The organism is Pseudomonas sp. NCHU5216 (assembly GCF_052156495.1).
Lineage (GTDB): Bacteria > Pseudomonadota > Gammaproteobacteria > Pseudomonadales > Pseudomonadaceae > Aquipseudomonas.
Genome location: NZ_JBQLIX010000059.1, coordinates 1 through 24,438, shown reverse-complemented (window position 1 = coordinate 24,438; position 24,438 = coordinate 1). Strand labels below are relative to the sequence as shown.

The following is a 24,438-nucleotide window of genomic DNA, read 5'->3' as shown; positions in this document are numbered from 1 at the left end:
GCTTACTTTTCTTTGCGCTGGGCGGCAATCCGATTTCAAAGAAAAGTGAGTCGCCCGAGGGGGCGAAACCCGGAATACCTGAAAACACCCAAAGCGGCGTCCAGAACACCAATGCATGCCGACAAGATCACACACAAACTTGCCAGTCCGGTGTCAACCAGGTATTCCCCCTGAAAATGCGATGAACCACAAAAAAAGGGCGACTCATCGAGTCGCCCTTTTCACATCAGCGCTAGATCACTGCTTGGCCTGCAGGCTCCACTCGGCCAGCTTCTGCTGTTTGTAGCTGAGCGCGGCGGCCGGCACCGGGGAGACCTTGCCGGTTTCCAGCCAGCGCTTGAGGCGGTTGGCGTCGGCCATGTGGGTGTACTTGCCGAAGGCACCGAGCACCACGAAGGCCACCGGACGGTTGGCCATGGTAGTGGCCATCACCAGGCAGCGACCGGCGGCGTTGGTGAAGCCGGTCTTGCTCAGGTCGATATTCCAGTCGGCCTTGCGCACCAGGGCGTTGGTGTTGCGAAAGCCCAGGGTGTAGTTGGGCTTGCGGAAGGCCATGGTGGTTTCCGAATCGGTGGTGAACTGGTGGATCAGCGGGTATTGGCGGGCGGCCTTGACCATCAGCGCCAGGTCACGGGCGGTGGAGACATTGTCTTCCGACAGGCCGGTGGGCTCGACGAAGTGGCTGTGGGTCATGCCCAGCGCCTTGGCCTTGGCGTTCATCGCCTTGATGAAGGCTGTCTGGCCGCCCGGGTAGTGGTGGGCGAGGCTGGCGGCGGCGCGGTTTTCCGAGGACATCAGCGCCAGGTGCAACATGTCGCGCCGGCTCAGTTCACTGCCCACGCGCACGCGCGAGAACACGCCCTGCATTTCCTTGGTGTCGCGGATGTTGACGGGCAGCACCTCGTCCAGCGGCAGCTTGGCGTCGAGCACCACCATGGCGGTCATCAGTTTGGTCACCGAGGCGATCGGCAGGCGCAGGTCGGGGTTGCTGGAGTACAGCTCCTTGCCGGTCTTCAGGTCGACCAGCAGCGCGCTGCCGGCGGCCAGTTCCTGCTTGGGTTGGGCCACAGCGGCCTGGAGGTTCGAGACAACAAGGCTGCCGCACAGCAGCAGGCCCAAAATCGAATGACGGAGTTTCACGGTTCACTTCACCGGTTGGAGTGTGGGGGCCGCTGGCGGGTGATGGAAAACGACCGGCTAGAGCGGCGCTGCTCAGTATAAGGATCACGCTTGGCTATTGCAGTATGGCCCGATCAAACGCGCGCTGCTGACGAATCCAGCTCGGCCTGCAGCCAGTCGACGAAACGCTCGGTCAGGCGCTGGCGACGCTTGCGCTCGGGCAGTACCAGGTAATAGCCCAGTGCCGAGTGCGCTTCGGCATCGCCGAGACGACAGAGCAGCCCCTGAGCCAGAAGTTCATCCACCAGATGACGCCAGCCGATGGCCACGCCCTGCCCGGCAATGGCGGCCTGGATCAGCAGGGTGTAGTTGTCGAAGCGCAGCGCACCGGGTGTCGGCAGGCTGGCGATGCCGAGGGCGCGGAACAGGCTATCCCAGTCGAACCAGCGTGAGCGATGTTCGGGGCGCAGATGCAGCAACGGCAGGTCGGCCAGCGCCGCGACCGGCAGCGGCGGCTGACGCTCGCCCAGCAGTCGCGGGCTGCACACCGGGAACACCTCCTCGCGGAACAGCAGATGCGCCTCGCCGTGCTTGAAGCGGCCATCGCCGAAGCGAATCGCCACGTCGATGTCACTGGGCACCGTGGCCGGGTCGCGCTCGCTGGTGATCAGGCTGACATCCACCTCCGGGTACAGGCGATTGAAACGCTGCAGACGCGGCATCAGCCAGTAGGCGGCGAAGGCGAAGTCGGTGGCCACCTGCAGCACCTCATGCTGCTGCCGCGCGGTGACCGCCGCCAGCCCCGCGTCGAGGCTGGCCAACCCCTCCTGCACATGGTTCAGCAGCAACTCGCCGGCCTCGGTCAGCACGATGCCGCGGTAGACGCGGTCGAACAGGCGTGTTGCCAGTTGCTGCTCCAGGCGCTTGATCTGCTGGCTGATGGCCGGCTGGCTGCTGCCCAGCTCGCTGGCCGCAGCGGTGAAACTGAGCTGGCGCGCCGCCGACTCGAACACCCGCAGCGCGTCGAGCGACAGCCCATCGATGGCTTTGAACATAAGCTCTGCTTATCCGAGGCATGTGTCGCAGCCGGGTTTACCCTGCTGCCGTTCTACCGGAATCATGGTGCCCGCACTGTCGCATAAACCAACAGTATGGAATAGCCGCCACCATGAAGCGTCCGAACATCCTCTTCATCATGGCCGACCAGATGGCCGCGCCGATCCTGCCCCTGCACGATGCCGCCTCGCCGGTGCAGATGCCCAACCTGATGAAGCTGGCCGAGCAGGCCGTGGTGTTCGACTCGGCCTACTGCAACAGCCCGCTGTGCGCACCGTCGCGCTTCACCCTGGTCAGCGGCCGGCTGCCGTCGAAGATCGGCGCCTACGACAACGCCGCTGACTTTCCCGCCGACGTGCCCACCTACGCCCATTACCTGCGCCGCCTCGGCTACCGCACGGCGCTGTCGGGCAAGATGCACTTCTGCGGCCCCGACCAGCTACACGGCTACGAGGAGCGCCTGACCAGCGACATCTACCCCGCCGACTACGGCTGGGCGGTGAACTGGGACGAGCCGGACGTGCGCGCCAGCTGGTACCACAACATGTCCTCGGTACTGCAGGCCGGCCCCTGCGTGCGCAGCAACCAGCTCGACTTCGACGAGGAGGTGGTGTTCAAGGCGCGCCAGTACCTCTACGACCACGTGCGCATGACACCTGAGCAGCCGTTCTGCCTGACCGTTTCGATGACCCACCCGCACGACCCCTACACCATCCCGCGCGAATACTGGGATCGCTACGACGGCGTGGACATTCCCCTGCCGCGCCAGCACATCGAGCAGAGCGAGCAGGATCCGCATTCGCAGCGCCTGCTCAAGGTCATCGACCTGTGGGACAAGCCGCTGCCCGAGGACAAGATCCGCGATGCCCGCCGCGCCTACTTCGGCGCCTGCAGCTATATCGACGACAACATCGGCAAGCTGCTGCAGACGCTGGAAGAATGCGGCCTGGCCGAGGACACCCTGATCGTTTTCTCCGGCGACCACGGCGACATGCTCGGCGAGCGTGGCCTCTGGTACAAGATGCACTGGTTCGAGATGTCCGCCCGCGTGCCGCTGCTGGTGCATGCGCCCAAGCGCTTCGCCGCGCAGCGGGTCAGCCAGTCAGTGTCGACCCTCGATCTGCTGCCCACACTGGTGGAACTGGCCGGCGGCCAGATCGATGCCGGTCTGCAACTGGAGGGTCGCTCGCTGCTGCCGCATCTCAAGGGCGAGGGCGGGCATGACGAAGTGCTCGGCGAATACATGGCCGAGGGCACGGTCAGCCCGCTGATGATGATTCGCCGCGGGCCGTGGAAGTTCGTCTATTCCGAGCAGGATCCGCTGCTATTGTTCGACCTGAGCGCCGACCCCGGCGAGCTGCGCAACCTGGCCGAGTCCAGCGAGCACAAGAACATCCTCGCCGGCTTCCTCGCCGAAGCGCGTGAGCGCTGGGACGTACCGGCCATTCACGCCGCCACCCTGGCCAGCCAGCGCCGCCGCCGCCTGGTGGCCGAGGCGCTGAGCCAGGGCAAGCTGACCAGCTGGGATCACCAGCCTTGGGTCGATGCCAGCCAGCAGTACATGCGCAACCATATCGACCTGGATGATCTGGAGCGCCGTGCGCGGTTTCCGGCAGTCGGTTGAACCTTTGCTCCGCGCCACGAGCCTGAGCCTTGAAGCTGCCGCTATCCAAAACAGAAGAAAAAAGGAGAGACGCCATGAACCGATTCAATGTGCTGTTACTCGCCACCGCGCTCACCAGCGCCGGCAATGTCTGGGCCGAGGATGCAGCCTGTAGCACGGTCAAGCTGGGTGACCCGGGCTGGAGCGATATCGCCGTGACCAACGGCATCGCCAGCTTCCTGCTCGATGGCCTGGGCTATGAGGTGCAGAGCCAGACCCTGGCCGTGCCGATCATCTTCGCCGGGCTGCAGAAGGGGCAGATCGACGTCTTCCTCGGTAACTGGATGCCGGCGCAGCAGAGCAACTACGACAAGTTCGTCGCCAACGGCGAGCTGGACAAGCTGGCGACCAACCTCGAGGGCACCGAGTACACCCTGGCAGTGCCGGCCTATGCCTATGAGGCCGGGGTGAAGACCTTCGCCGATCTGGACAAGCACGCCGAGCAGTTCAAGCACAAGATCTATGGCATCGCCTCCGGCTCGCCCGGCAATGAATCGATCCGGAAGATGATCGACGCCGACGAATTCGGCCTCGGCGACTGGAAGCTGATTGAGTCCAGCGAGCAGGCGATGCTGGTGCAGGTGGGCCGCGCGGTGAAGCGCGATCAGTTCGTGGTCTTCCTCGGCTGGACGCCGCACCCGATGAACGTGCAGTACGACATGAAGTACCTCAAGGGCGGCGAGAAGTATTTCGGCAACAGCGGCCAGGTCAACACCCTGGCGCGCAAGGGCTATGCCGCGCAGTGCCCGAACGTCGGCAAGCTGATGAGCCAACTGCATTTCACCCAGGACATGGAGAACGCCATCATGGATCAGGTGCTGAGCAGGCAGGCCAGCAACGACGAGGCGGTCAAGGCCTGGCTCAAGGCCAACCCGCAGGTGCTCGACGGATGGCTGCAGGGCGTGAGCACCCGCGATGGCGGCGACGGCCTGGCGGCGGTGAAGGCGCGCTTGTAACGGTGCCCGTCCGGTAGGCGCGCACGAGTGGAGTTCAGGGGCAGAGCCTGCTCCTGATCGCGGCTGCAGCCGCTCCTATCGGGCGCGGCTGCCTGGCCATGTCGTTTACACTTCAGGTTTCTGGACGAAATCAACCCGCCCAAGATGCCGCTACCCGACCTTCAGACCCTGTTGCCCTTCCTGCGCTGGCTGCCCGGCGTGCGTCGCGGCACCCTCGGCAACGACCTGCTGGTGGGCCTGACCGGCGCCATCCTGGCGCTGCCACAATCGCTGGCCTACGCCCTGATCGCCGGGCTGCCGGCCGAATACGGCCTGTACGCGGCCATCGTGCCGGTCATCATCGCCTGCCTGTGGGGCTCGTCCTGGCACCTGATCTGCGGGCCGACGGCGGCCATCTCCATCGTCCTGTTCACCAGCGTCAGCCCAATGGCCAAGGCCGGCACTGAGGATTTTATCGCCCTGGTGCTGCTGCTGACCTTCCTCGCCGGGCTGTTCCAGTGGCTGCTCGGCCTGCTGCGCTTCGGCGCCCTGGTGAATTTCGTTTCGCAGTCGGTGGTGCTCGGCTTCACTCTGGGCGCGGCGCTGGTCATCGCCATCGGCCAGGTGCCCAACCTGCTCGGTGTCGAGGTGCCGAGCCAGGCCACCGCGCTGAGCAGCCTGCTGCAGATCGGCCAGCACCTGCCGGAAACGCACTGGCCAAGCCTGGCCCTGGCCCTGTTCACCTTTTTGCTCAGCCTGGGCGTGCGCCGCTTGTGGCCGAAGGCGCCGGCACTGCTGATCGGCCTGGTGGTCGGCAGCCTGCTGGCCTGGCTGCTGCCGCCGCGTTACGCCGAGCAGATCGCCCTGGTGGCGCCCTTCGCTGGCAACCTGCCGCCTGTGACCGCGCTGCGCTTCGACCTCGACGACGTGCTGCGCCTGCTGCCGGCGGCGGTGGCCTGCGGCATGCTCGGGCTGGTCACCAGCCTGTCCATCGCCCGCGCCCTGGCGGTGAAATCGCACCAGTTCCTCGACGCCAACCAGGAAGTGCGCGCCCAGGGCCTGTCCAACATCGTCGGGCCCTGGTTCTCCGGCTCGCTGTCGGCCGGCTCCTTCACCCGCTCGGCGCTGAATCTGCAAGCCGGCGCGCGCACGCCGCTGGCGGGAATCTTCTCGGCGCTGCTGGTGGCCCTGTTCGCCCTGTTCGGTGCCGCCCTGCTGGCGCATATTCCACTGCCGGTGATGGCGGCGGGGATCTTGCTGATCTGCTGGGGGCTGGTGGATCTGCCGGCGATCCGCGCGCTGCGCCGGGTCAGCCAGGCCGAGTTCGTGGTGATGCTGCTGACCTTCGCCGCCACCTTGCTGCTGGAGCTGCAGACGGCGATCTATGCCGGCGTGCTGGCGTCGCTGTTCTTCTACCTCAAGCGCACCTCGCAGCCGCGCGTGCGCCTGTGGCGCGAAGAAAACGAAGATGTGTTGCGCATCGAGGGCTCGATCTTCTTCGGTGCCTGCCACTACATCCAGCAACTGCTGCAGAACAGCCACGCGCCGCGCGTGGTGATCGACGCCCGGCACATCAACTTCATCGACTATGCCGGCGTCGAGATGCTGCACCAGGAGGCCCGCCGCCTGCAGGTGCTGCAGCGCAGCCTGGTGCTGCGCCAGGCGCGGCCGCAGGTGGTGGAGGAAATCCGCAAGCTGGAAGGTGCCGAGCTTTGCCCGCTGGTCTTCGAGGACTAAGCCCCCTCGCTTCAAGCCTTGGCCACCTCTAGACTACGCAGCCTTGCTCAGCGGAGGCCGTCATGGACATCTTCAGCATCGCCGTACTGATCTTTCTGGTCACCGACCCCTTCGGCAATATCGCCATCTACATCGCTGCGCTGAAGAACGTCGAGCCGCGCCGCCGCCTGTGGGTCGCCGCACGCGAGTTGCTGTTCGCCCTGGCCCTGCTGCTGCTGTTTCTCACCTTTGGTGACAAATTCCTCACCGGCCTGGGCCTGTCGCGGGAGGCGACCGCCATCGCTGGCGGTATCATCCTCTTCGTCATCGCCATGCGCCTGATCTTCCCCAGCCCGCAGGGCCTGCTCGGCGACGTGCCGGATGGCGAGCCGATGCTGGTGCCGCTGGCCACCCCGGCCGTAGCCGGGCCATCGGCCCTGGCGGTGCTGATGACCTTGCGCAACACCCATACCGGGCCGATCTGGGAGCTGTATCTGGCGCTGATCCTGGCCTGGGCGGCGACGGCGTTCATCCTGCTGCAGGCCTCGTTCCTGCAGCGTTTTCTCGGTAACCGCGGGTTGATGGCGGTGGAGCGGCTGATGGGTATGCTGCTGATCATGCTCAGCGTCGACATGCTGCTGGACAACCTGCAAAGCGTATTCAGTCACCTATGAAGTCTTTCTGCCTTGCCCTCGCTCTCGCCCTGCTCGCCGGTTGCAGCAGTGGCCTGCGTATCGACGACAGCCACACCGCGGTCGGTCAGAACAGCCGCGTGCAATACGTGGTGCTGCACTACACTTCGGCCGACCTGGCGCGCTCGCTGGAGCTGCTGACCAGCACCGACGTCAGCAGCCACTACCTGATCGGCGACCGCCCACCGACCCTCTATCGCCTGGTGGACGAGAACCGCCGCGCCTGGCACGCCGGGGTCAGCGAATGGCAGGGGCGCACCTGGCTGAATGCCTCGACCATCGGCATCGAGCTGGTCAACCAGGGCTATTACGACACGCCCAAGGGCCGCTACTGGCAGCCCTTCGCGCCGCAGCAGATCGACGTGCTGGTCGCCCTGCTCAAGGACATCGTGCGTCGCCATCACCTGCCGCTGGGCTCGATCATCGGCCACAGCGATATCGCGCCGCAGCGCAAGGTCGATCCGGGCCCGCTGTTTCCCTGGAAGCGCCTGGCCGACGAGGGGCTTGTCCCCTGGCCGGACGAAGCCGAGGTGGCGCGCCAGCAGGCGTTGTTCGCCGCCAGCCTGCCAAGCGTCGAGTGGTTCCAGGAACAGTTGGCGCGCCAGGGCTACACAGTGCCGCGCAACGGCGAGCTGGACGAGGCCACGCGCAACGTCATCGCCGCCTTCCAGATGAAGTACCGCCCGGCCAACTACGACGGTCAGCCGGATGCCGAAACCGCCGCGCGTCTGCTGGTGCTCAACCAGCAGAGCGCAGCCCGCTAGGCGTCAGTCAGGCTGGCGTGGTGCCGATCAGCCGCGAGTCCGCCAGTGCGGCGTTGCGGTGCAGCGTGGCAGCCTGATATTCCGGGTCGGCGAGCATCGCGAGAAAGGCTGCCGGCGAGGGATAGCGCACCAGCAAGACCTGATCCCAGTGCTCGTCCTGCGGGGCGATAAGGGTGGCGTGAGCAGTGGCCAGCAGTTGCACCTCGCCGCCAACGCCGCGCACCTTGTTGAGTGCCGTGCGGCTGTAGCGGGCGTAGGCCTCACGCCCCGTGCAGGGCGCCTGCGCGCTGTCGACAGGGTAGTTCGCCTGAGAGTTGAAGCGCAGCAGGTTGAGCATCAGGATCGGCGCATCGGCCGGCATGCGTTCGGCGAAGGCGCTCAGTTGCTCGCGGCTGGGGTTGATGCTGGGCATTGCAGCTTCCTCGCTGGTTTTTCGCCCCAGCCTGAGGTCGAGTTGCGCCGGCCGCAAGCGCTATCGATGAAGCTGATAACCCAGGATATGCAGCCTAGGCCCCCATCAGCTCGTTCAGCCGCTGGGCCAGCACCTGCAGGTCGTAGGGTTTGACGATGCTGTCGGTGGCGGCAGCCGTGTCGCGGGCGCGCACCTCTGCGAGCAATTCGCGCTCGTCGTAACCGCTGGCGAACAGCGCCGGCAGGGTCGGTCGCAACTGGCGTGCGGCCTCCACCAGGGCACGCCCGTTCATGCCCGGCAGGCCGATGTCGCTCATCAGCAGGTCGACCTGGTGCTCGCCGCGCAGCAGCTCCAGCGCGCTGGCGCCGTCGCGCAGGGCGTGCACCTGGTAGCCGAACTCTTCCAGCACTTGCGCGGTGAGTTGGCGCACCACGTCATCGTCCTCGACCAGCAGGATGGTCTTGAGGGAAGCGGAATCGGTATAAGTCATGAAGTTCTCGGTTTCGGCGCGCAAAGTACGCAAATGTTTGGCAAACTGCGGCGTCTGCACCTGGTCAGTGTGCCACAGGCCTCTCCCTCACGATAAGCAGCAGCGAGACAAGCATCGAATGGACGTCCCAGTGTCGAACGAGTCCGCCATGGACGAGGCAGGCTTTCGTCGAATCCTCAATCGCAATGTCAGTCTGCCACTCGGTCTGGGGCTGGCCGGTGCCTTGTTCTTTGCCGTCATGGTCGGTTACCTGCTCAATGCCATCCGCTGGGTCGATCATTCCGATGAGGTGCTCAACCGGGCCAGCGAGGTGTACAAGCTGACCCTCGACATGGAAACCGGCATGCGCGGCTTCCTGCTCAGTGGCGAAGACGATTACCTGGCACCCTACGAACAGGCGCGCAGCAAGTTTGGGCCGTTGACCGATCAGCTCATTGCCCTGGTCGCGGACAATCCGCCACAGATACAGCATCTGCAGCGTGTCCGGGCCTTGCAGGAGCAGTGGGATGACTTCGCCCAGGAGGTGATCGGCAGTCGCCGCCGCGGTGAGAGCTTCAGGGCCGATATCGGCCGTGGCCGTGGCAAGAGTCTGGTGGACGGCATGCGCCGCGAGCTGGACAGCTTCATCAACAGCGAACGCGAGTTGCGCCAGGGGCGTAATGACGAGGTGCGCGACACCACCACCTGGGGCGCGGGTATCTACCTGGCCGTCAGCATTCTGTTCAGCGCGCTGCTGGCGCTGTTCGGCCGGCGCGAATTGCTCAACCTTTCGCGCATCTATTCCCAGGCCATGTCCAAGCAGGTCGAATATACCCAGGAACAGAGCCAGCGCGCCTGGCTGGGCGATGGCCAGACCCGGCTGACGCAGCGCCTGCTCGGCCAGCCACAGGTGCAGGAGCTGGCGGATCGCTCGCTGGAATTTCTCGCCGAATACCTCGACTGCGTGGTGGCTGCGTTGTACCTGCGCGACCCGCAGAGCGGCGATCTGCGGCGTATCGCCGGCTACGGTTTCAGCGCCGACGCCCAATCCAAGGAGCAGTTCTACAGCGGCGAAGGCCTGGTCGGGCAGGCGGCGCGGGGGCGGCGTCTGGTCTGCCTGGACGACCTGCCGGCCGACTACATCAAGGTGGCTTCCAGCCTTGGCGAGGGGCGGCCGGTCAGCGTCGCCCTGGTACCGCTGCAATCGGAGGATCACGTCAACGGTGTGGTCGAGCTGGCCTTCATGCGCCCCCTGGAGCCGCGCGAGCGTGAGTTCCTCGAAGCCATCTCCGGCAGCGTCGGCACCGCGCTGGAGGCCGCGCGCTATCGCCAGCGCCTGCAGGAAATGCTGATGGCGACCCAGCAGCTCAACGAAGAGCTGCAGACCCAGCAGGAAGAGCTGCGAGCGGCCAACGAGGAGCTGGAACAACAGGCGCGGGTGCTCAAGGAGTCTCAGGCCCATCTGGAAACCCAGCAGGCCGAGCTGGAACAGAGCAACGAGAAACTCTCCGAGCAAGCGCAGATTCTCGCCGACCAGCGTGATGAGCTGGATCAGCGCAACACCACCCTGGGGCGCATCCAGGCGCAACTGGAAGAGCGCGCCGAGGAACTGCAACGCGCCAGCCGCTACAAGTCGGAATTCCTCGCCAACATGAGCCACGAGCTGCGCACGCCGCTCAACAGCTCGCTGATCCTGGCCAAGCTGCTGGCGGAAAACGCCAAGGGCAACCTCGACGACGAGCAGGTCAAGTTCGCCGAATCCATCTACTCGGCCGGCAACGATCTGCTCAACCTGATCAACGACATTCTCGACATCGCCAAGGTCGAGGCCGGCAAGCTGGAGGTACGCCCCGAGCGCACGCCGTTGGCGAGCATGCTCGAGGCCCTGCGCGATGTCTTCGTGCCCCTGGCCGGCGAGCGCGGCCTGAGCTTCACCATCGAAGAGCAGGGCGAGCTGCCGGCGGTGCTGTTCACCGACCGCCAGCGCGCCGAGCAGATCCTGCGCAACCTGCTGTCCAACGCCTTCAAGTTCACCGAGCGCGGTGGCGTGACCCTCAGCGTGTCGCGCCATGACCAGCAGACCCTGGCCTTCGCCGTGCGCGACAGCGGCATCGGCATCGCCCCGGATCAGCAGGCAGTGATTTTCGAGGCCTTCCGCCAGGCCGACGGCACCACCAACCGCCGCTATGGCGGCACCGGCCTGGGCCTGTCCATCTCGCGCGATCTGGCCGGCATGCTCGGCGGCAGCATCGTGGTCAGCAGCGTGTTGGGTGAGGGCAGCACCTTTACGCTGTTGCTGCCCGAGCAGATGGCGGCCGAGGGTGCTCAGAATCAGGTCGTCGTGCCCGCTGCGTTGCCAACACCCGTGCCAGTCGCGCCGGTGGCGCCACCGGTGCCGGCGCCCGCCCAGGTGCCGCGCGGCCCCGCCGCCTTCGAGGATGACCGTGTGCGCCTGGCCGAGCACAGCGGGCGGCGCGTGTTGGTGATCGAAGATGAAGTGCGCTTCGCCGGCATCCTCTTCGACCTGGCCCACGAGCTGGGTTACGCCTGCCTGGTGGCCACCTGCGCCGACGAGGGCCTGGAGCTGGCGCGGCAGTACCGTCCGGATGCCATCCTCCTCGACATGCACCTGCCCGATGGCTCCGGCCTCGGCGTGTTGCAGCGTTTGAAGGACGATGCGCAGACCCGGCATATCCCGGTGCATGTGGTCTCGGTGGACGATCACAGCGAGGCCGCGCTGCACCTGGGGGCAGTGGGCTATGCGCTCAAGCCCACCAGCCGTGACCAGCTCAAGGCCGTGTTCGGCAAGCTGGAGGCCAAGCTCAACCAGCAGGTCAAGCGCGTGCTGCTGGTGGAGGACGACCCCCTGCAGCGCGACAGCATCGCCCGCCTGATCGGCGACGAGGACATCGAGATCAGCGCCGTGGCCCTGGCCGGCGAGGCGCTGGAGAAGCTGCGCGACACGGTGTTCGACTGCATGATCATCGACCTCAAGCTGCCCGACATGCAGGGTAACGAGCTGCTGCGGCGCATGGCCGAGGAAGACATCTGCTCCTTCCCGCCGGTGATCGTCTACACCGGGCGCAACCTGACCCGCGACGAAGAGGCCGAACTGCTCAAGTACTCGAACTCGATCATCATCAAGGGCGCGCGCTCGCCGGAGCGCCTGCTGGACGAAGTGACCCTGTTCCTGCACAAGGTCGAGGCCGAGCTGTCCAGCGAGCACCAGCGCATGCTCAAGACCGCGCGCAGCCGCGACAAGCTGTTCGAGGGCCGGCGCCTGCTGCTGGTGGACGATGACGTGCGCAACATCTTCGCCCTGTCCAGCGCCCTGGAGCAGAAGGGCGCCACCGTGGAGTTCGCTCGCAACGGCGTCGAGGCCCTGGCCAAGCTGCGCCAGCATGACGACATCGACCTGGTGCTGATGGACGTGATGATGCCGGAGATGGACGGTTACGAGGCCACCCGGCAGATTCGTCTGCAACCGCAGTGGAAACACCTGCCGATCATCGCGGTGACGGCCAAGGCGATGAAGGATGATCAGGAGCGCTGCCGCGAGGCCGGGGCCAACGACTACCTGGCCAAGCCCATCGACCTGGATCGCCTGTTCTCCCTGATTCGCGTGTGGATGCCCAAACTGGAGCGGCTGTAATGCCCGACGAGATCGAGCTGCGCCTGCTGATCGAGGCCATCTACCTGCGCTACAGCTATGACTTTCGCGACTACTCCAAGGCCTCGCTGAAGCGCCGCGTGCGCCAGGCCCAGGCGCAACTGGGCTGCCCGACCATATCGGCCTTGCAGGAGCGTATCCTGCACGAACCGCAGGCCTTCATGCAGTTGTTGCAGTACCTCACCATCCCGGTCAGCGAGATGTTCCGCGACCCCAGTTACTTCCTCGCCCTGCGCGAGCAGGTGGTGCCGCTGCTGCATACCTACCCGTCGCTGAAGATCTGGGTGGCCGGCTGCAGCACCGGCGAAGAGGTGTACTCCCTGGCCATCCTGCTGCGCGAGGAAGGCCTGCTCGAGCGCAGCATGATCTACGCCACGGACATCAACCCGCACTCCCTGGAGAAGGCCGAGCAAGGCATCTTCGCCCTCGACCACCTGCGCACCTACACCCAGAACTACCAGCTCTCCGGTGGCAAGCGGGCGTTCTCCGATTACTACTCGGCGGCCTACGACCGCGTGATCTTCGACAAGTCGCTGCGCGCCAACGTGACCTTCGCCGACCACAGCCTGGCCACCGACAGCGTGTTTGCCGAAACTCATCTGGTGTCCTGCCGCAACGTGCTGATCTACTTCAACCGCGACCTGCAGGATCGCGCCCTGGGCCTGTTCCACGATTCGCTCTGTCATCGCGGCTTTCTCGGCCTGGGCAGCAAGGAGAGCCTGGATTTTTCCGCCTACGCTCAGCAGTTCGAGGCATTGTCGCGTCCCGAACGGATTTTCCGCAAACGATGAGCGGGCAACGGATCAACCTTCGTGGGCAGGTTCGCGCGCCCTTGCAAGCGCTGCTGATCGGCGCCTCGGCCGGCGGCGTGGAAGCGCTGCTGCAGCTCCTCCAGGGCCTGCCACCGAGCTATCGGCTGCCGGTGGTGTGCCTGCTGCACGTGCCGGATCGTAACGACAGCCTGCTCGCCGAGCTGTTCGCCCGCAGCCTGCAGCTGCCGGCCAAGGAGGCCGAGGACAAGGAGTACCTGCGCGGCGGCGTGGTTTACGTGGCACCGGCCGGTTATCACCTGTCCATCGAGAGCGATCACAGCTTTTCCCTCAGCCGCGAGGAGCCCCGGCATTTCTCCCGGCCATCGATCGACATTCTCTTCGAGTCCGCAGCCGACGCCTATGGCGAGCACCTGGCTGGCGCCTTGCTCACCGGCGCCAACGAGGACGGCGCCGCCGGCCTGCTGGCGATCCAGCAGGCCGGTGGCCTGACCCTGGTACAGGAGCCAGCCGACGCTCAGGTACCGACCATGCCGGAAGCCGCGCTGGCGCTGCTGCAACCGGACTTTCTCCTGCCCCTGGCCGCCATGCGCGTACTGCTGACCGAACTGGATACCCCCCGATGCTGAGAAAGATCGAAGCCAAGGTGCTGATCGTCGACGACCTGCCAGAGAACCTGCTGGCGCTGCGCTCGCTGATCCACAGCGATCAGTGCAGCGTGCACCAGGCCAGCAGCGCCGACGAGGCGCTGGCGCTATTGCTCGAACACGAGTTCGCCCTGGCCATCCTCGACGTGAAGATGCCGGGCATGAACGGTTTCGAGCTGGCCGAGCTGATGCGCGGCACGGAAAAGACCAAGCACATTCCGATCATCTTCGTCAGTGCCGTTGGCCGCGACATGGATTACGCCTTCCGCGGCTACGAGAGTGGCGCGGTGGACTTCCTGCACAAGCCGCTGTCGGCCTTCGAGGTACGCAGCAAGGTGACCATGTTCGTCGAGCTGTATCGCCACCGTAAGGCCCTGAGCCTGCAACTGGAGGTGGTCGAGGCGGCACGGCGCGAGCAGGAGGCGTTGCTCGCCGAGCTGCGCGAGACCCAGGCCGAGTTGCAGAAGGCGGTGCAGATGCGTGACACCTTCATGTCCGTCGCCTCGCACGAGCTGCGTACCCCGCTCAACGGCCTGATCCTCGACGTGCAACTGCGCAAGATGCGGCTGGAGCAGGGGCGCGAGGACGCCTTCACGGCGGACAAACTGAGGGAAATGATTGCCCGCGACGAGCGCCAGCTACGCAGCTTGACCCGCCTGATCGACGACATGCTGGATGTGTCGCGCATTCGTACCGGCAAACTGTCGGTGCGCCTGGAGCCGGGCGACCTCGGCGTGCTGGCCGGCAGCGTGGTGCAGAGCCTGACCGCGCAGTTCGCCAGCCAGGGCAGCCAGGTCGAACTGCAGGTGGACGGCCCGGCACCAGTGCTGATGGATGAATTCCGCATCGAGCAGGTGCTCGCCAACCTGCTCACCAACGCTCTGCGCTACGGCGCTGGCAAGCCGGTGTCGGTATGGGTGAGGGCGGAGCAGCAGGAGGTTCGCGCCGAGGTGCGCGATCAGGGCCTGGGCATTTCCGAGGCCGATCAACGGCGGGTGTTCGAGCAATTCGAGCGCGTTTCCGACAGCAATGTGCCCCAGGGGCTGGGGCTGGGCCTGTTCATCAGCGAACAGATCGTCCAGGCCCATGGCGGGCGCATCGAACTGAGCAGCCGCCTGGGCGAGGGCTCCTGTTTCAGTGTCGTGCTACCTCGTCACGCTTGATCGTGCAAAATGCATGTGATCTGTTTCGTGCATCTTGCAAAGTGCATGGGGCAGGCACCCTGGTTGATTGCACAATTCATTGATTTATAAGGGTTTTACCTGCATTTTTGGATTGGCATGAGCGCTGCAACGGATAGTCGTGTAAGCCCCCGACTGATCTGCTGATGGAGAAGCGTCATGTACCTCGTCCGACTGAGCCTGTTCTGCGCCGCTGCATGCCTGATCAACGGGGCTTACGCCAAAGATTTCTCGGATGCCTTGGGTGCCAGTGCCAAAACAGCCGAATTCACCGTGGCCACCCCGCAGGTGCGCGACTATCGCGTCGGCGCGCTGCAGGGCGATACCACTGAGCTGAAGCCACAGGCTGCGCAAGGTATTGGCGACGATGCCCGCTGGCTGCGCATTTCCGATCAGCGCGGCAGTGCCGTCGCCAAGCGCGAGCCCCGTCCGGTTGCCAGCGGCCCGCGCTGGGTGTTCTGACCGACAAGGAGCCCATCATGTCCCGTAGTGCTGTCGTCCTGCTGATCATGACCCTTTCGAGCCTCTCTGCCCTATGGCTGAGCCCCGAGCTGGATACCAATCTGGCCTTGCTGCTCAAGTGCGCCAGTGGCATTTTCGGCCTGGCCTTCTTCGTCGCCCTGATGGCAGGCCGGCGGATCAAGTTCGACCCGGTTCTGCGCTGAGCCTCTCAGACGAAGACGAAAACGCCGCGATATTCGCGGCGTTTTTTAAGTACTCCGTGCCCATTGCAAGCCTCGGTCATCAGTCGATGTACTGGCAGTACTGGGCCATCAGGTTGGGGCGGCGCAGGGTATCGATCCGGCGGATGGCGGTAAGAATGTCGTCGACCTTGGCCTTGAAGGTGGCGTCGTCCATATCGATCCAATAGCGCGGGTCGCGACCCGTGCGCTGGTCATGCTCGGCGGTGGTGGGGTCGAGATGGCGATACTGTTCCAGATAGGGAATGTCCGGCAGAGGCCGGCTGATGTCCATATAGTTCTGCAGGTAGTCCCACAGGGCGAAGTGCTCGTTGGCGTCATCGCTCTGGTGCAACAGCGGCGCCAGGGAGAAATGGATATCGCGATAGCGGTGTGCCAGGTGCAGCACGTTCATAGGCAGGCCTTGGCGATCAGGGCTGCTGCTGAGGTAGGCGTCGAATTCATGGAATGGTGCGGTCAGTTCGCCGATGGTGCCGTTCTTCTTGTACTCGCCGTTGTTGTCATAGTCGAAGACGGTGACCATGCCGGTCTGGCGATTGAACTCCCAGAGCGGGCCGCGGGAGGGTTTGACCCAGAGTTTGGGGAATTTATGGACGACCAGTCCACCGATGGCCCACATGGAAAGTGGGATTCCTAAAAACCATGAATAAAACTCTACAAATGATCTCTTTGTATAAACCAACCACGGTTCATTTACTGCGGAAAGAGTTGCTAAATATGCAATGAGTGTTACAGGAAGGAGAATAATAAATCCCCATTTTCCAAAAGCATAAAGCCCCATCCAAAATCGCCCGCCTATAGCTAGCTGGGCGAAACGATGCCGCTGGTGGTCATGGACATAATGAAAGTCCACAGTTTCGGTAATCCGGGGTTCATAAGTGCCATTGGTTTTCTTGATTTCGTCCTTGGCCCTTACCTGCTCGCCTAATCGTAAATCCTCTGGTGTGTCCTGATAAAAAAAATTGACCGGTGCCAATTCCTGAGTATTGCCCCAGGGCAAACGCATCTTGGCGAACTTGCCGAGCCAGGATCGCTCGGCAGAGGGCTGTTGCCGAGGAATGCAGTCCGGGCGATAGGCAGTAGGGGCGTAGGTGTCGGTCTTCATAATTCCAGGGCGGCTTTGATGGGGTAGAAAACTTCCGGCTGAGCCGAAAACTCCTGGCTGGCGGCATCGCGCCGGGGCGTCTTGGGGGGAGGCGCAGGAAAAATCCAGGTATCGTCTGGTAACTGCAGGGTAGCCTGCATGCGTACGCCCCATTCATGGTACAGGCTGCTGTCGCGGGTGTTGCCCGTCCAGCGGCGTGATTGCGGTGTGTGTACATAGAGCGTCAGCGAGCCGGGCCAGGCAATCTGGGCGAGAGGGGTAACGGCCCGAGTAGTGGGTATATCGGTTTCCATGATCTCCGGCGCCATGATGGTCGGGCCATGCTGGTACAGGGTTTCCGTACTACGCAGGCGGCATTCGGCGCGAATGCTGCCGCCTTCACGGGTGCCGAGCAGGCCGGGCAGATGGGTTTCGATGCGGATCCGGGTATTGGCTGTCCGTACCACATAGGGCACGGAATCACTGCTGTCCAGCTTGGCATCGGGCCTGTAATCGGGGTTGGTTTCGACCTTGACCGTGGGGCCGGCGAACAGGCCCAGCAGGCGATAGAAGGCTTCCTTGGGTTCCAGCAGATGGGGGTGCTTGCGGTTGTCGCCGAAGGGGCCGTTGCCCAGCCAGTCCTCTAGCGGGGTGCTGCTGAGCCAGTAGACGATACCGGCCCCGCTGCCGATCAGCAGCAAAGCCAACCACCCAGCCGGGCCCAGCAGGGTGGCAGTTCCTGCGAAAAAGCCACTGACCACACCGATTGCCGCGCCGCCGGCCATCAGCAGGTAGCCCCACATTGCGTCGTCGCTCCAGCGCCAGGCATACCAGGCGTCGTACAGGCAGATACCGAGCATTACCACTCCACCCAAAGTTTGACCAATCAAGCGAGCGGTAATAGCTCCCGCAAATCTACTCCCCAGAGACTCACCTAACAGGGTTATAGCGAACTTTCTGGGGATAGTGAAAATGGGTTTACGTGTTGAACTGAGAACTTCTATATTTTTAGAGAATTTATAGGTTAGCGCCTCGAAGGCTACGAGGGTATCAATGGTCGCGCCAGCTATACCTGCCGTATACCTGTTGTCACCTTTTTGTTGGATTGTTGAGTTTCTTCCATTCCATTCCAGATATACGTTATAGAATTCCAGCATTAACACCGATGCAGGGAAAACCTTGCCATTGAGTGCCCGGTAATACAGGTTGCCCTGCTGGCCTTGCAGGTTATTAACGGCTTCTTGCAGGCCGCTTCTGGCCTCTATCCCTGCTTGCCGTGCAGCCTTGGCTGTGCTGTTCGCACTTTGCGCTCGATTGTTCTGCGCTGTTTCGGCTGTGCGCGCCCTGGCCGTTTCCTGGGCTGCACTGCTGGCCCGTGTCGAGGCTTGGCGCTGTGCCGCCTGGGCGCTGCGTTGGGCGTGCTCCGCCTGCATCACATCGCGTATGGCCTGGTTCAGGCGGCGCACGCCTTGGGCTGTACGATGGTTACGCGGCATGACCAGCACCAGATGGTCACCCGTTACCTGCTCCAGGCCGGCACTGCGGGCGGTGCGCTGGTTGCTGGAAGCGAGCAGGTTGCCCTGGCCGTCCAGATATTCGCCATACATGCGGATGGGGCGCCGGCCGTTATTGGGCAGATCCTCCAGGCCAAACAGGTAGTGAGCCCCAGCGTTAAACGCGCTACGGCGTATGAAGACCGCTTCGCCGAAGCTGTCGCGCATCATGCCGCGTAGCTGTTCGACACCCTGGCCATGTAGGCGGAGCGCAGCGGGGCGTGCTTCGCCCCCCAAGGCTGCGCGCTGGTTTTGTTCTGCCTGGCGAGCCTGGCCCAGCTCCTGGTTCCTGCGTCGGGCCTCTGTATTGGCCTGACGCTGAGCAGCTTCTGCTTGTTGCTGGTTCTGTTCGGCGGCCTGCCGCTCTTGCCTGGCCTGCGCCTGATCGCGTCGGCTGTCGCTGCGAGCCTGCTGAGCCTGGCGTCGATCCTGCTCGGCATTGCGTTGCTTTTCCTGTGCCTGGCTGAGCGCGCTTTCTGCGGCCTCAACCGCTCCGGCAAAGTTGCCGTAAATTTCGTGCAGCGCATTGGCACAGGCTTTGGCATTGGCCACCAATGCACTCTGCAGGCTACCGCCCTGAAGCAACCCAGCCAGAAGGGCCGCATTCAGGGTGACGGGTTCGCTACCTGGGACTTCCTGATTCTCCAGTTTCGCCAACTCCTCCGGGCGAAATTTCCCATCGCCCGAATTGGGCTGGGGTTGGGCTGGTTTCTGATAGGGAGCCATCAGTTTTTCCGGTGTGACCTCCGGCCAGAACATGCCATGCAGTGGGTGCGCTGCTTCATTGGCGATCTTGCTGATCAGCTTCTGGCCTGGCGTCTCATTTGTAGCGAAAACCATGCGGTTATTGACCGCATCGGTAATGCTGCCGCTGGCCGCGAGTGGATCCAGTTGTGCAGGCGACGTGGCTAGCAAGGGAAGCAACTGGCTGGCAAAGCGGAATTCAGCCAGGTACTCGAAGCCATCGAGGCTCAGGTGGTCGGCCAGTGCTTGTTGGTGCAGAGGTGCGTCCAGGCAGCGGCTGAGCAATTGCTGGCAATATTCCAAATTGCTCCAGGTCAGCATGCGTTCGGGGGTTGCGGTGAAGTGGTTAATATCGCGTTTACCGCGATCACTGATCTTCTTGATGCTTTCGTGCAGCGGGTTCTTCTGGCCACCTACGATGGTAGGAATCACCATCTGTTGAACCAGCAGTGCGCTGCCATGGTGAGGGTGCTGGGATGCCCGGCTGATGCAGGTTTGCAGTAGCTGTTGCTGGGTTTCCACACACTTTTTCAGATGACGCAGGCGGTAGAACGGATCTTCGAGCAAGACCGCACAGAGCTGACGTGTGCGTGCACTCTGCAACACGTCCGGTTCGGCGGCATGTGCCTGCCAGAGTTCCGCGGCAGGTTGCGTAGCCGTTTTGTCCTCCCCTGCTGGTGGGCTGGGCAGATGCTTTTCGACGCAGGCATGAAGTGCACCGCTTTCCAGTAGCGCATCCGGCTTGCTCGGATTGGCATTTTCACAGCTGTCAGAGAATGCTTGTGCTGCTTTTTGCGCTTCTTCCGGCATTGCCCCGGTGAGATCACAGATATAACGGCCAGGATGATCCAGCAGCCACTCGTAACCCGGACGACGCGCCCGTTGCTGTGCTGCCAGGGAGATGGGAAATACATGCAGGGAAAGATTGCGGCGTGTCGGGGTTGCCCGCTCTGCTGCACCTTTTTTGGCGTAATCGTGGATGTCGTACCGGGAGAAGGCCTCGAGCATGGCCTGGCCGTCGGGTTTGCCTTGGTAAAGGCTCTGGAATTTTTCCCGTGTGGCCCGTAGGTCGAAGCTCTGGCAGCGGCTGCGACGCAGGCCGCTGTCCTGTTCCAGGCGTTGAAGGCGTGCGGCGCTGAGCTGGATCTCGGAGAAGCACATCTGCACGTCGACGGTGTGCCTGTTGTTCCACTGTACGGGGAGCCAGATATCATCGAGCGCGACGCCGCTAGCTCTGCGTAGTCCAGTACGAAAGCCCGTCCCGTCTCGATGTCGGGCGACATTCACGTCGTGATAGGTGGTCTTGCCATCTGTTTGGCGAACCTCGAGCTCACGCCAAAGCCTGTTGCGATAAAAGACATAGACAAAGCCGCCGCGTACTAAGACAGGAGTCCCCAAATCCTGTTCGCTTCTGCTGCCTGGCAAGGCGGTCATGGGAACCACCGGTACGATCTGATTCCACTGGGTGTCATGTACGGGCTGACGAGGGGTGGTACGCAGTTCGTCATGCAACGGTAGGCGGATCGGCCCACCTTCGCTGGCCTCGATTTCAAGGCACAGTGTGCGCTTGGGCTGGCCTTCCCAGTCCCATACGTGCAGCACGCTGCTGAAGCTGTCACTGGTCTGGATTTCCGGTTTGTCCTGCTGGGTCAGGCTGGTCAGTGGCGCATTCTTTTCATCGCAGATCACCAGTTTCTGCGTGGTCGGGTGATCCTTGCCCACCACCTGGACGATGAGCTTGCCAGCCTCGCAGGCAGCGCCTTGGCTCAGGGCGAATACGTTGTTGCTCATACGCGGCTTTCCTTGTCGGTCGTATTTTGGCTCAGGTGCCTGGCTAGGGCCTCGAGACGCCGCTGATCGGTGCCGGGCGGGAGCGCATCAGGCGGTGTGGCGTGTGGATTGGCGTGGCGCAGGTCGAGGTAAGTGTTCAGCGATTCAGCCGTCGCGAATCCGGCTTGCATACCCTCACTCAGGTAGCCCCAGGCCCTTTTGAAGCCAATACCCTGTTGGCGTTCCCACCATTGGTAAAGAAAGTGCTCGCCCTGTTGGCGCTGCAGGGCCTGTTCCTGCGCGGCGCTCAGGTGCAGTTCGTGTGCGGTGGTTACCGGGCGCCAGGTACCTGCCTGCGGGTTTTCGACATGTCGCCAGGTGGCCTGGTCATCGGCGTGCTCCTGCCAGGTGCCGCCATACCAGCTCAGGCGCTGTATGGGGCCGAGCCAGGTGGCGAGGGTTTCGGCATCGCAGGCGGGGAAGAGGTAACTGGCCGTGCGAGGCCGCGAGTAGCGCAGCACGCCTCGGCGCTCCTGATCGAAACGAATGAACAGGATATGGCGCAGGTGGGCCAGCAGATCCTCGGTTGCGCCTGGGGTTTCCAGCAACAGGCCGGGCCAGGTGAGAGGTTCGTTCTGCATGGCAGCCAGCAATGAGGGATTGCCCTGTGCATCGACCAGCAGGGGGCTTTCTTCTTCGCAAGCGGCCAGCTCGGTGTCGTCGAACAGGCGAATCGGATCAGGGTTCTCACCGAGCCGATACAGCTCGGGCAGCAAATGCTCCGTGCGTTCCAGCAGTAACCAGTGCTTGCTGCTCATGCGCTGACCCCTGCGTTCATGGCCTTGCGGCAGGGGCAGTCGGAGAGCGGGCATTGCAGCGGCGTGCCGCCCTTGGGCTTCTGGCAGAGCTCGACGATGGGCAGCTCTTCACGCAGGCGCTGCTTGAGCAGTCCTCCCGGCACATCCGCATCCGCCGGCTTCGCCGCCCCTGGCAGGATGGGCGTGGCCCCCGAGCCGTTGCCCGCTGCGCCGCCGGAGTTGATCTTGATCACCGGTCCCACCAACGTCACGCCGCCGCCGTCGAGTTTGACGAAGCTGCCTCCGCCCTTGAGGGTCAGTTCGCTGCCGGCTTCGAGCACCACCTTCAGGCCGCTGGAGAGATGGATTTCCTGGCCGGCCTTGATGAACTGGCCATTGCCCAGTTTGATGTGCTGGCTGTCGCCGACGGTGAGGTGGTCGTTGGCCTTGATCTCGGTCTTGCGGTCGGCGTGGGTGGTGCGGTGTTCTTCGGCCTTGAAGTGGCTGTAGGCGTTGGCTTCGACGGTGTCGTGTCGTTCGTTGCCGACGCGGATCTTCTGGTCGTGCTCGATGTTTTCGTCCCAGTCGCGCTGGGCGTGGACGTAGATCTGCTCGGCGCCCTTGCGGTCTTCGATGCGCAGTTCGTTGTAGCCGCCACCGCCGGGGCTGCTCAGGGTCTTGAACACGCTACGGGTTTTGTTCGCCGGCAGGTCGTAGGGCACGACGTGTTCGGCGTGGTACAGGCAGCCGGTGATCAGCGGCTGGTCGGGGTCGCCTTCGAGGAAGGTGACCAGCACTTCCATACCGATGCGCGGGATGGTGATGGCGCCATAACGATCACCGGCCCAACTGGAGCTGACCCGTAGCCAGCAGCTGGTTTTCTCGTCCGCCTGGCCTTCACGATCCCAGAAGAACTGCACCTTCACCCGGCCATACTGGTCGCAGTGGATTTCCTCGCCGGCGGGGCCGGTGACCACGGCGCTCTGGCTGCCAAGCAGGCGCGGCTTGGGGTGATCCAGTGGCGGGCGGAAGGGCACGTCCCAGGGCGTGGCGGTAAAGCGGTTGCGATAGCCCTGGGTGAAGCCGTCGGCGGGCTGGGTGTCGCTGGTGACCGACTCTTCCAGCACCTGCGGCTGCTTGCCCTCGTGCTGCACTTCGGTAAGCAGCCAGAGTTGGTTCCACTCGGCGCGCGGATGCTCGGTCAGTTCGAGGAAGTGGCCGCTGACCAGGGTCGGCGAGTCGCCGTCGCCCTCGGCCAGCTCGAAGTCGTGGCGATGGCGTTCCAGCGCGCGCTTGGCCAGGTGCTTGCCGCGCTCGCGGTCGGTGTAGCGACCGGGGTAGTCATAGTCTTCCAGTTTCGGTTGCACCTCGCCGTCGGCCTTGGCCTCCAGTTGCAGGCGCGGCTTCTCGAAGTCGTAGTCGCGACGGGTGACCTGGCTGGTGCGGGTTTCCACCCGGGCGCCGAAGTGCTTGATCACCGGGTCGTCGGCCACCAGGCCGGTGTCCTGCTGGTAGGCCAGCGGTGCCAGACGTGGGAACGGGGTCTGGTCATCACCGAAGGTCAGTACATGCCCCTCGGCGCTATGGCGGAAGTGGTAGTGGATGCCTTCCTCTTCGCACAGACGCTGGACGAAGTGCAGATCTGTCTCGTCGTACTGCACGCAGTACTCGCGCTCGGGGTAGATCGAGCCGAGCAGGAATTGATAGGCATCGCTCTGAATGCCGTGCTCTTCGAGCACCTGGCCGATGATCTTCTCCACCGTCAGGTGCTGGAAGATGCGTTGGTTGGTGCGATGGGCCAGGTAGGCCAGTTGCGGCACCAGGGTCAGGTGGTAGCGCGTCATGCGCTGGCCGGATTCGCCCTGGGCGATGCGATGGATAAGGCCGTGGATGCCGGCACCCTGCTGATCGAAGGCAAGGAAGGCGCGCTGGTGCAGCAGGCTTTCCAGGTCGAGGTCGGGGCGTTCGCTGATCAGCTCCACGCGGAAGGCGTAAGGCTGACTGATGGCCTCGCGCCCGTTGAATTCGAGCACCTGCAGGTCGTGCTCGACCCCTTCGATGCTCAGGCTGAAATGGGTCTGATTGGCCGGGGCGAACATTCGTTGTTCCTCTTGTTTCGATCCATGAAGGGCACCTCTAAAAACTACCTGCGTTGTCATCACTGCGTTAAAAACAAGCTCAAAATGCTCATTTACAACTCGTAAAGTCGAGCGCGACTCCGACCGTTTTTCGCTTGTTTTTGCGGGGCCGCCATCGGTGTTGTGCTGACTGCCTCGCCTACGTTTTTAGAGACGCCCTGGCGGCGCGGGCCATTCTAGGCAGGCAGCGCGACAAAGGCTGTGTTCGGGTTGGCGGTTGCGAATGATCAGGTGAAGGAAAAACGACTCGACGCATCGCGGCTAAAGCCCCTCCCACATAGATCAACCCCCATCCACACAAATCGTCGTAAACGCAACGGCCAGGACGATGCCTGGCCGCTGCGGTATTACACGAACTCAGCCAGGACTTAGGCAGAGATCGGGGTGCGCCAGTCATCGGAGCCGGAAGTGCCGGAGACTTCGTGAGTCCAGACGATCTTGCGGTAGGTGAAGTAGACGTCTTCCAGGTGAGTGAAGTGAGCCATGTTCGGGTCCTGGCAGTTCGGCATGCGCGACTGCACGTCGACGATCACGGCGTCTTCCAGCTCGATGGTGAA

The 24,438-nt window shown here is 63.6% G+C and carries 21 protein-coding genes; 12 read left to right on the top strand and 9 right to left on the bottom strand.

Features of this window, described 5'->3' with window-relative positions:
• Nucleotides 1–185 (top strand): hypothetical protein (locus ACSVIK_RS24605; RefSeq protein WP_442446765.1); only part of this gene is annotated, 185 nt, incomplete at its 5' end.
• Between the two features lie 52 nt (nt 186–237).
• Here ACSVIK_RS24605 and pbpG read toward each other — a convergent pair.
• Together pbpG and ACSVIK_RS24595 are read right to left on the bottom strand one after the other, a co-directional pair.
• The gene (gene pbpG / locus ACSVIK_RS24600) at nt 238–1,140 is read right to left on the bottom strand and encodes a D-alanyl-D-alanine endopeptidase (protein WP_442446764.1); all 903 of its coding nucleotides are present in this window, start codon (nt 1,138–1,140) and stop codon (nt 238–240) included.
• 113 nt (nt 1,141–1,253) lie between these two features.
• A complete protein-coding gene (locus tag ACSVIK_RS24595; protein WP_442446763.1) occupies nt 1,254–2,174 on the bottom strand; it encodes a choline sulfate utilization transcriptional regulator in 921 nt (306 codons plus the stop codon).
• A 113-nt stretch (nt 2,175–2,287) separates the two neighbouring features.
• Between ACSVIK_RS24595 and betC the strand changes: the two genes are divergently transcribed.
• From betC to ACSVIK_RS24570, 5 genes are all read left to right on the top strand, one after another.
• Nucleotides 2,288–3,799 (top strand): choline-sulfatase, encoded by a 1,512-nt coding sequence (betC, locus tag ACSVIK_RS24590; protein ID WP_442446762.1) that lies wholly within the window; start codon nt 2,288–2,290, stop codon nt 3,797–3,799.
• Nucleotides 3,800–3,873: 74 nt separating this feature from the next.
• The gene (gene choX / locus ACSVIK_RS24585; RefSeq protein ID WP_442446761.1) at nt 3,874–4,794 is read left to right on the top strand and encodes a choline ABC transporter substrate-binding protein; all 921 of its coding nucleotides are present in this window, start codon (nt 3,874–3,876) and stop codon (nt 4,792–4,794) included.
• Between the two features lie 144 nt (nt 4,795–4,938).
• Complete coding sequence (locus tag ACSVIK_RS24580) at nt 4,939–6,510, top strand: SulP family inorganic anion transporter (protein ID WP_442446760.1); 1,572 nt, start codon at nt 4,939–4,941, stop codon at nt 6,508–6,510.
• Nucleotides 6,511–6,572: 62 nt separating this feature from the next.
• The gene (locus tag ACSVIK_RS24575) at nt 6,573–7,163 is read left to right on the top strand and encodes a MarC family protein (RefSeq protein ID WP_442446759.1); all 591 of its coding nucleotides are present in this window, start codon (nt 6,573–6,575) and stop codon (nt 7,161–7,163) included.
• Nucleotides 7,160–7,945: an N-acetylmuramoyl-L-alanine amidase gene (locus ACSVIK_RS24570; RefSeq protein WP_442446758.1), complete on the top strand. Its 786-nt coding sequence runs from the start codon at nt 7,160–7,162 to the stop codon at nt 7,943–7,945. Before ACSVIK_RS24575 ends, ACSVIK_RS24570 begins: the two co-directional genes overlap by 4 nt.
• Nucleotides 7,946–7,952: 7 nt before the next feature.
• On the opposite strand, the gene ACSVIK_RS24565 is transcribed toward ACSVIK_RS24570, so the two are convergent.
• Both ACSVIK_RS24565 and ACSVIK_RS24560 read right to left on the bottom strand, forming a co-directional pair.
• Nucleotides 7,953–8,357 carry a DUF1330 domain-containing protein gene (locus tag ACSVIK_RS24565; protein ID WP_442446757.1) on the bottom strand — a complete coding sequence of 135 codons (405 nt, stop codon included), beginning with the start codon at nt 8,355–8,357 and terminating at the stop codon, nt 7,953–7,955.
• 94 nt (nt 8,358–8,451) lie between these two features.
• Complete coding sequence (locus tag ACSVIK_RS24560) at nt 8,452–8,847, bottom strand: response regulator (protein WP_442446756.1); 396 nt, start codon at nt 8,845–8,847, stop codon at nt 8,452–8,454.
• Between the two features lie 130 nt (nt 8,848–8,977).
• On the opposite strand from ACSVIK_RS24560, the gene ACSVIK_RS24555 reads away from it, so the two are divergent.
• From ACSVIK_RS24555 to ACSVIK_RS24530, 6 genes are all read left to right on the top strand, one after another.
• Complete coding sequence (locus ACSVIK_RS24555) at nt 8,978–12,478, top strand: response regulator (RefSeq protein WP_442446755.1); 3,501 nt, start codon at nt 8,978–8,980, stop codon at nt 12,476–12,478.
• Nucleotides 12,478–13,287 carry a CheR family methyltransferase gene (locus ACSVIK_RS24550; protein WP_442446754.1) on the top strand — a complete coding sequence of 270 codons (810 nt, stop codon included), beginning with the start codon at nt 12,478–12,480 and terminating at the stop codon, nt 13,285–13,287. The genes ACSVIK_RS24555 and ACSVIK_RS24550 overlap by 1 nt, the downstream gene beginning before the upstream one ends.
• A complete protein-coding gene (locus ACSVIK_RS24545; protein ID WP_442446753.1) occupies nt 13,284–13,895 on the top strand; it encodes a chemotaxis protein CheB in 612 nt (203 codons plus the stop codon). Before ACSVIK_RS24550 ends, ACSVIK_RS24545 begins: the two co-directional genes overlap by 4 nt.
• Nucleotides 13,889–15,076, top strand: a complete 1,188-nt coding sequence (locus tag ACSVIK_RS24540) for a hybrid sensor histidine kinase/response regulator (protein ID WP_442446752.1) — start codon at nt 13,889–13,891, stop codon at nt 15,074–15,076. Before ACSVIK_RS24545 ends, ACSVIK_RS24540 begins: the two co-directional genes overlap by 7 nt.
• A gap of 177 nt (nt 15,077–15,253) precedes the next feature.
• Complete coding sequence (locus tag ACSVIK_RS24535; RefSeq protein WP_442446751.1) at nt 15,254–15,556, top strand: hypothetical protein; 303 nt, start codon at nt 15,254–15,256, stop codon at nt 15,554–15,556.
• Nucleotides 15,557–15,573: 17 nt separating this feature from the next.
• Entirely contained in the window at nt 15,574–15,759 is a 186-nt protein-coding gene (locus ACSVIK_RS24530; protein ID WP_442446750.1) for a PA3371 family protein, read from the top strand.
• A 79-nt stretch (nt 15,760–15,838) separates the two neighbouring features.
• On the opposite strand, the gene ACSVIK_RS24525 is transcribed toward ACSVIK_RS24530, so the two are convergent.
• The 5 genes from ACSVIK_RS24525 to tssD all read right to left on the bottom strand — a co-directional run.
• Complete coding sequence (locus ACSVIK_RS24525) at nt 15,839–16,414, bottom strand: hypothetical protein (RefSeq protein WP_442446749.1); 576 nt, start codon at nt 16,412–16,414, stop codon at nt 15,839–15,841.
• Nucleotides 16,415–16,896: 482 nt separating this feature from the next.
• On the bottom strand, nt 16,897–20,967 hold the full coding sequence (locus tag ACSVIK_RS24520) for a toxin VasX (protein WP_442446748.1): 4,071 nt from the start codon (nt 20,965–20,967) through the stop codon (nt 16,897–16,899).
• Complete coding sequence (locus ACSVIK_RS24515; protein ID WP_442446747.1) at nt 20,964–21,764, bottom strand: DUF4123 domain-containing protein; 801 nt, start codon at nt 21,762–21,764, stop codon at nt 20,964–20,966. The genes ACSVIK_RS24520 and ACSVIK_RS24515 overlap by 4 nt, the downstream gene beginning before the upstream one ends.
• Nucleotides 21,761–23,842 (bottom strand): type VI secretion system tip protein TssI/VgrG, encoded by a 2,082-nt coding sequence (gene tssI, locus ACSVIK_RS24510; protein ID WP_442446746.1) that lies wholly within the window; start codon nt 23,840–23,842, stop codon nt 21,761–21,763. Before tssI ends, ACSVIK_RS24515 begins: the two co-directional genes overlap by 4 nt.
• A gap of 407 nt (nt 23,843–24,249) precedes the next feature.
• The coding region (tssD, locus tag ACSVIK_RS24505) for a type VI secretion system tube protein TssD (RefSeq protein ID WP_442446745.1) at nt 24,250–24,438 on the bottom strand (189 nt) is incomplete at its 5' end.

Excerpts from the sequence above, each read along its gene's own strand:
- ACSVIK_RS24515 (WP_442446747.1), bottom strand. The coding sequence starts at position 21,764 with ATGAGCAGCAAGCACTGGTTACTGCTGGAACGCACGGAGCATTTGCTG.
- ACSVIK_RS24565 (WP_442446757.1), bottom strand. The coding sequence starts at position 8,357 with ATGCCCAGCATCAACCCCAGCCGCGAGCAACTGAGCGCCTTCGCCGAA.
- ACSVIK_RS24550 (WP_442446754.1), top strand. The coding sequence starts at position 12,478 with ATGCCCGACGAGATCGAGCTGCGCCTGCTGATCGAGGCCATCTACCTG.
- tssI (WP_442446746.1), bottom strand. The coding sequence starts at position 23,842 with ATGTTCGCCCCGGCCAATCAGACCCATTTCAGCCTGAGCATCGAAGGG.
- choX (WP_442446761.1), top strand. The coding sequence starts at position 3,874 with ATGAACCGATTCAATGTGCTGTTACTCGCCACCGCGCTCACCAGCGCC.
- ACSVIK_RS24545 (WP_442446753.1), top strand. The coding sequence starts at position 13,284 with ATGAGCGGGCAACGGATCAACCTTCGTGGGCAGGTTCGCGCGCCCTTG.
- ACSVIK_RS24540 (WP_442446752.1), top strand. The coding sequence starts at position 13,889 with ATGCTGAGAAAGATCGAAGCCAAGGTGCTGATCGTCGACGACCTGCCA.
- betC (WP_442446762.1), top strand. The coding sequence starts at position 2,288 with ATGAAGCGTCCGAACATCCTCTTCATCATGGCCGACCAGATGGCCGCG.
- ACSVIK_RS24530 (WP_442446750.1), top strand. The coding sequence starts at position 15,574 with ATGTCCCGTAGTGCTGTCGTCCTGCTGATCATGACCCTTTCGAGCCTC.
- ACSVIK_RS24570 (WP_442446758.1), top strand. The coding sequence starts at position 7,160 with ATGAAGTCTTTCTGCCTTGCCCTCGCTCTCGCCCTGCTCGCCGGTTGC.
- ACSVIK_RS24560 (WP_442446756.1), bottom strand. The coding sequence starts at position 8,847 with ATGACTTATACCGATTCCGCTTCCCTCAAGACCATCCTGCTGGTCGAG.
- ACSVIK_RS24520 (WP_442446748.1), bottom strand. The coding sequence starts at position 20,967 with ATGAGCAACAACGTATTCGCCCTGAGCCAAGGCGCTGCCTGCGAGGCT.
- ACSVIK_RS24525 (WP_442446749.1), bottom strand. The coding sequence starts at position 16,414 with ATGTGGGCCATCGGTGGACTGGTCGTCCATAAATTCCCCAAACTCTGG.
- ACSVIK_RS24595 (WP_442446763.1), bottom strand. The coding sequence starts at position 2,174 with ATGTTCAAAGCCATCGATGGGCTGTCGCTCGACGCGCTGCGGGTGTTC.
- ACSVIK_RS24580 (WP_442446760.1), top strand. The coding sequence starts at position 4,939 with ATGCCGCTACCCGACCTTCAGACCCTGTTGCCCTTCCTGCGCTGGCTG.
- ACSVIK_RS24535 (WP_442446751.1), top strand. The coding sequence starts at position 15,254 with ATGTACCTCGTCCGACTGAGCCTGTTCTGCGCCGCTGCATGCCTGATC.
- ACSVIK_RS24575 (WP_442446759.1), top strand. The coding sequence starts at position 6,573 with ATGGACATCTTCAGCATCGCCGTACTGATCTTTCTGGTCACCGACCCC.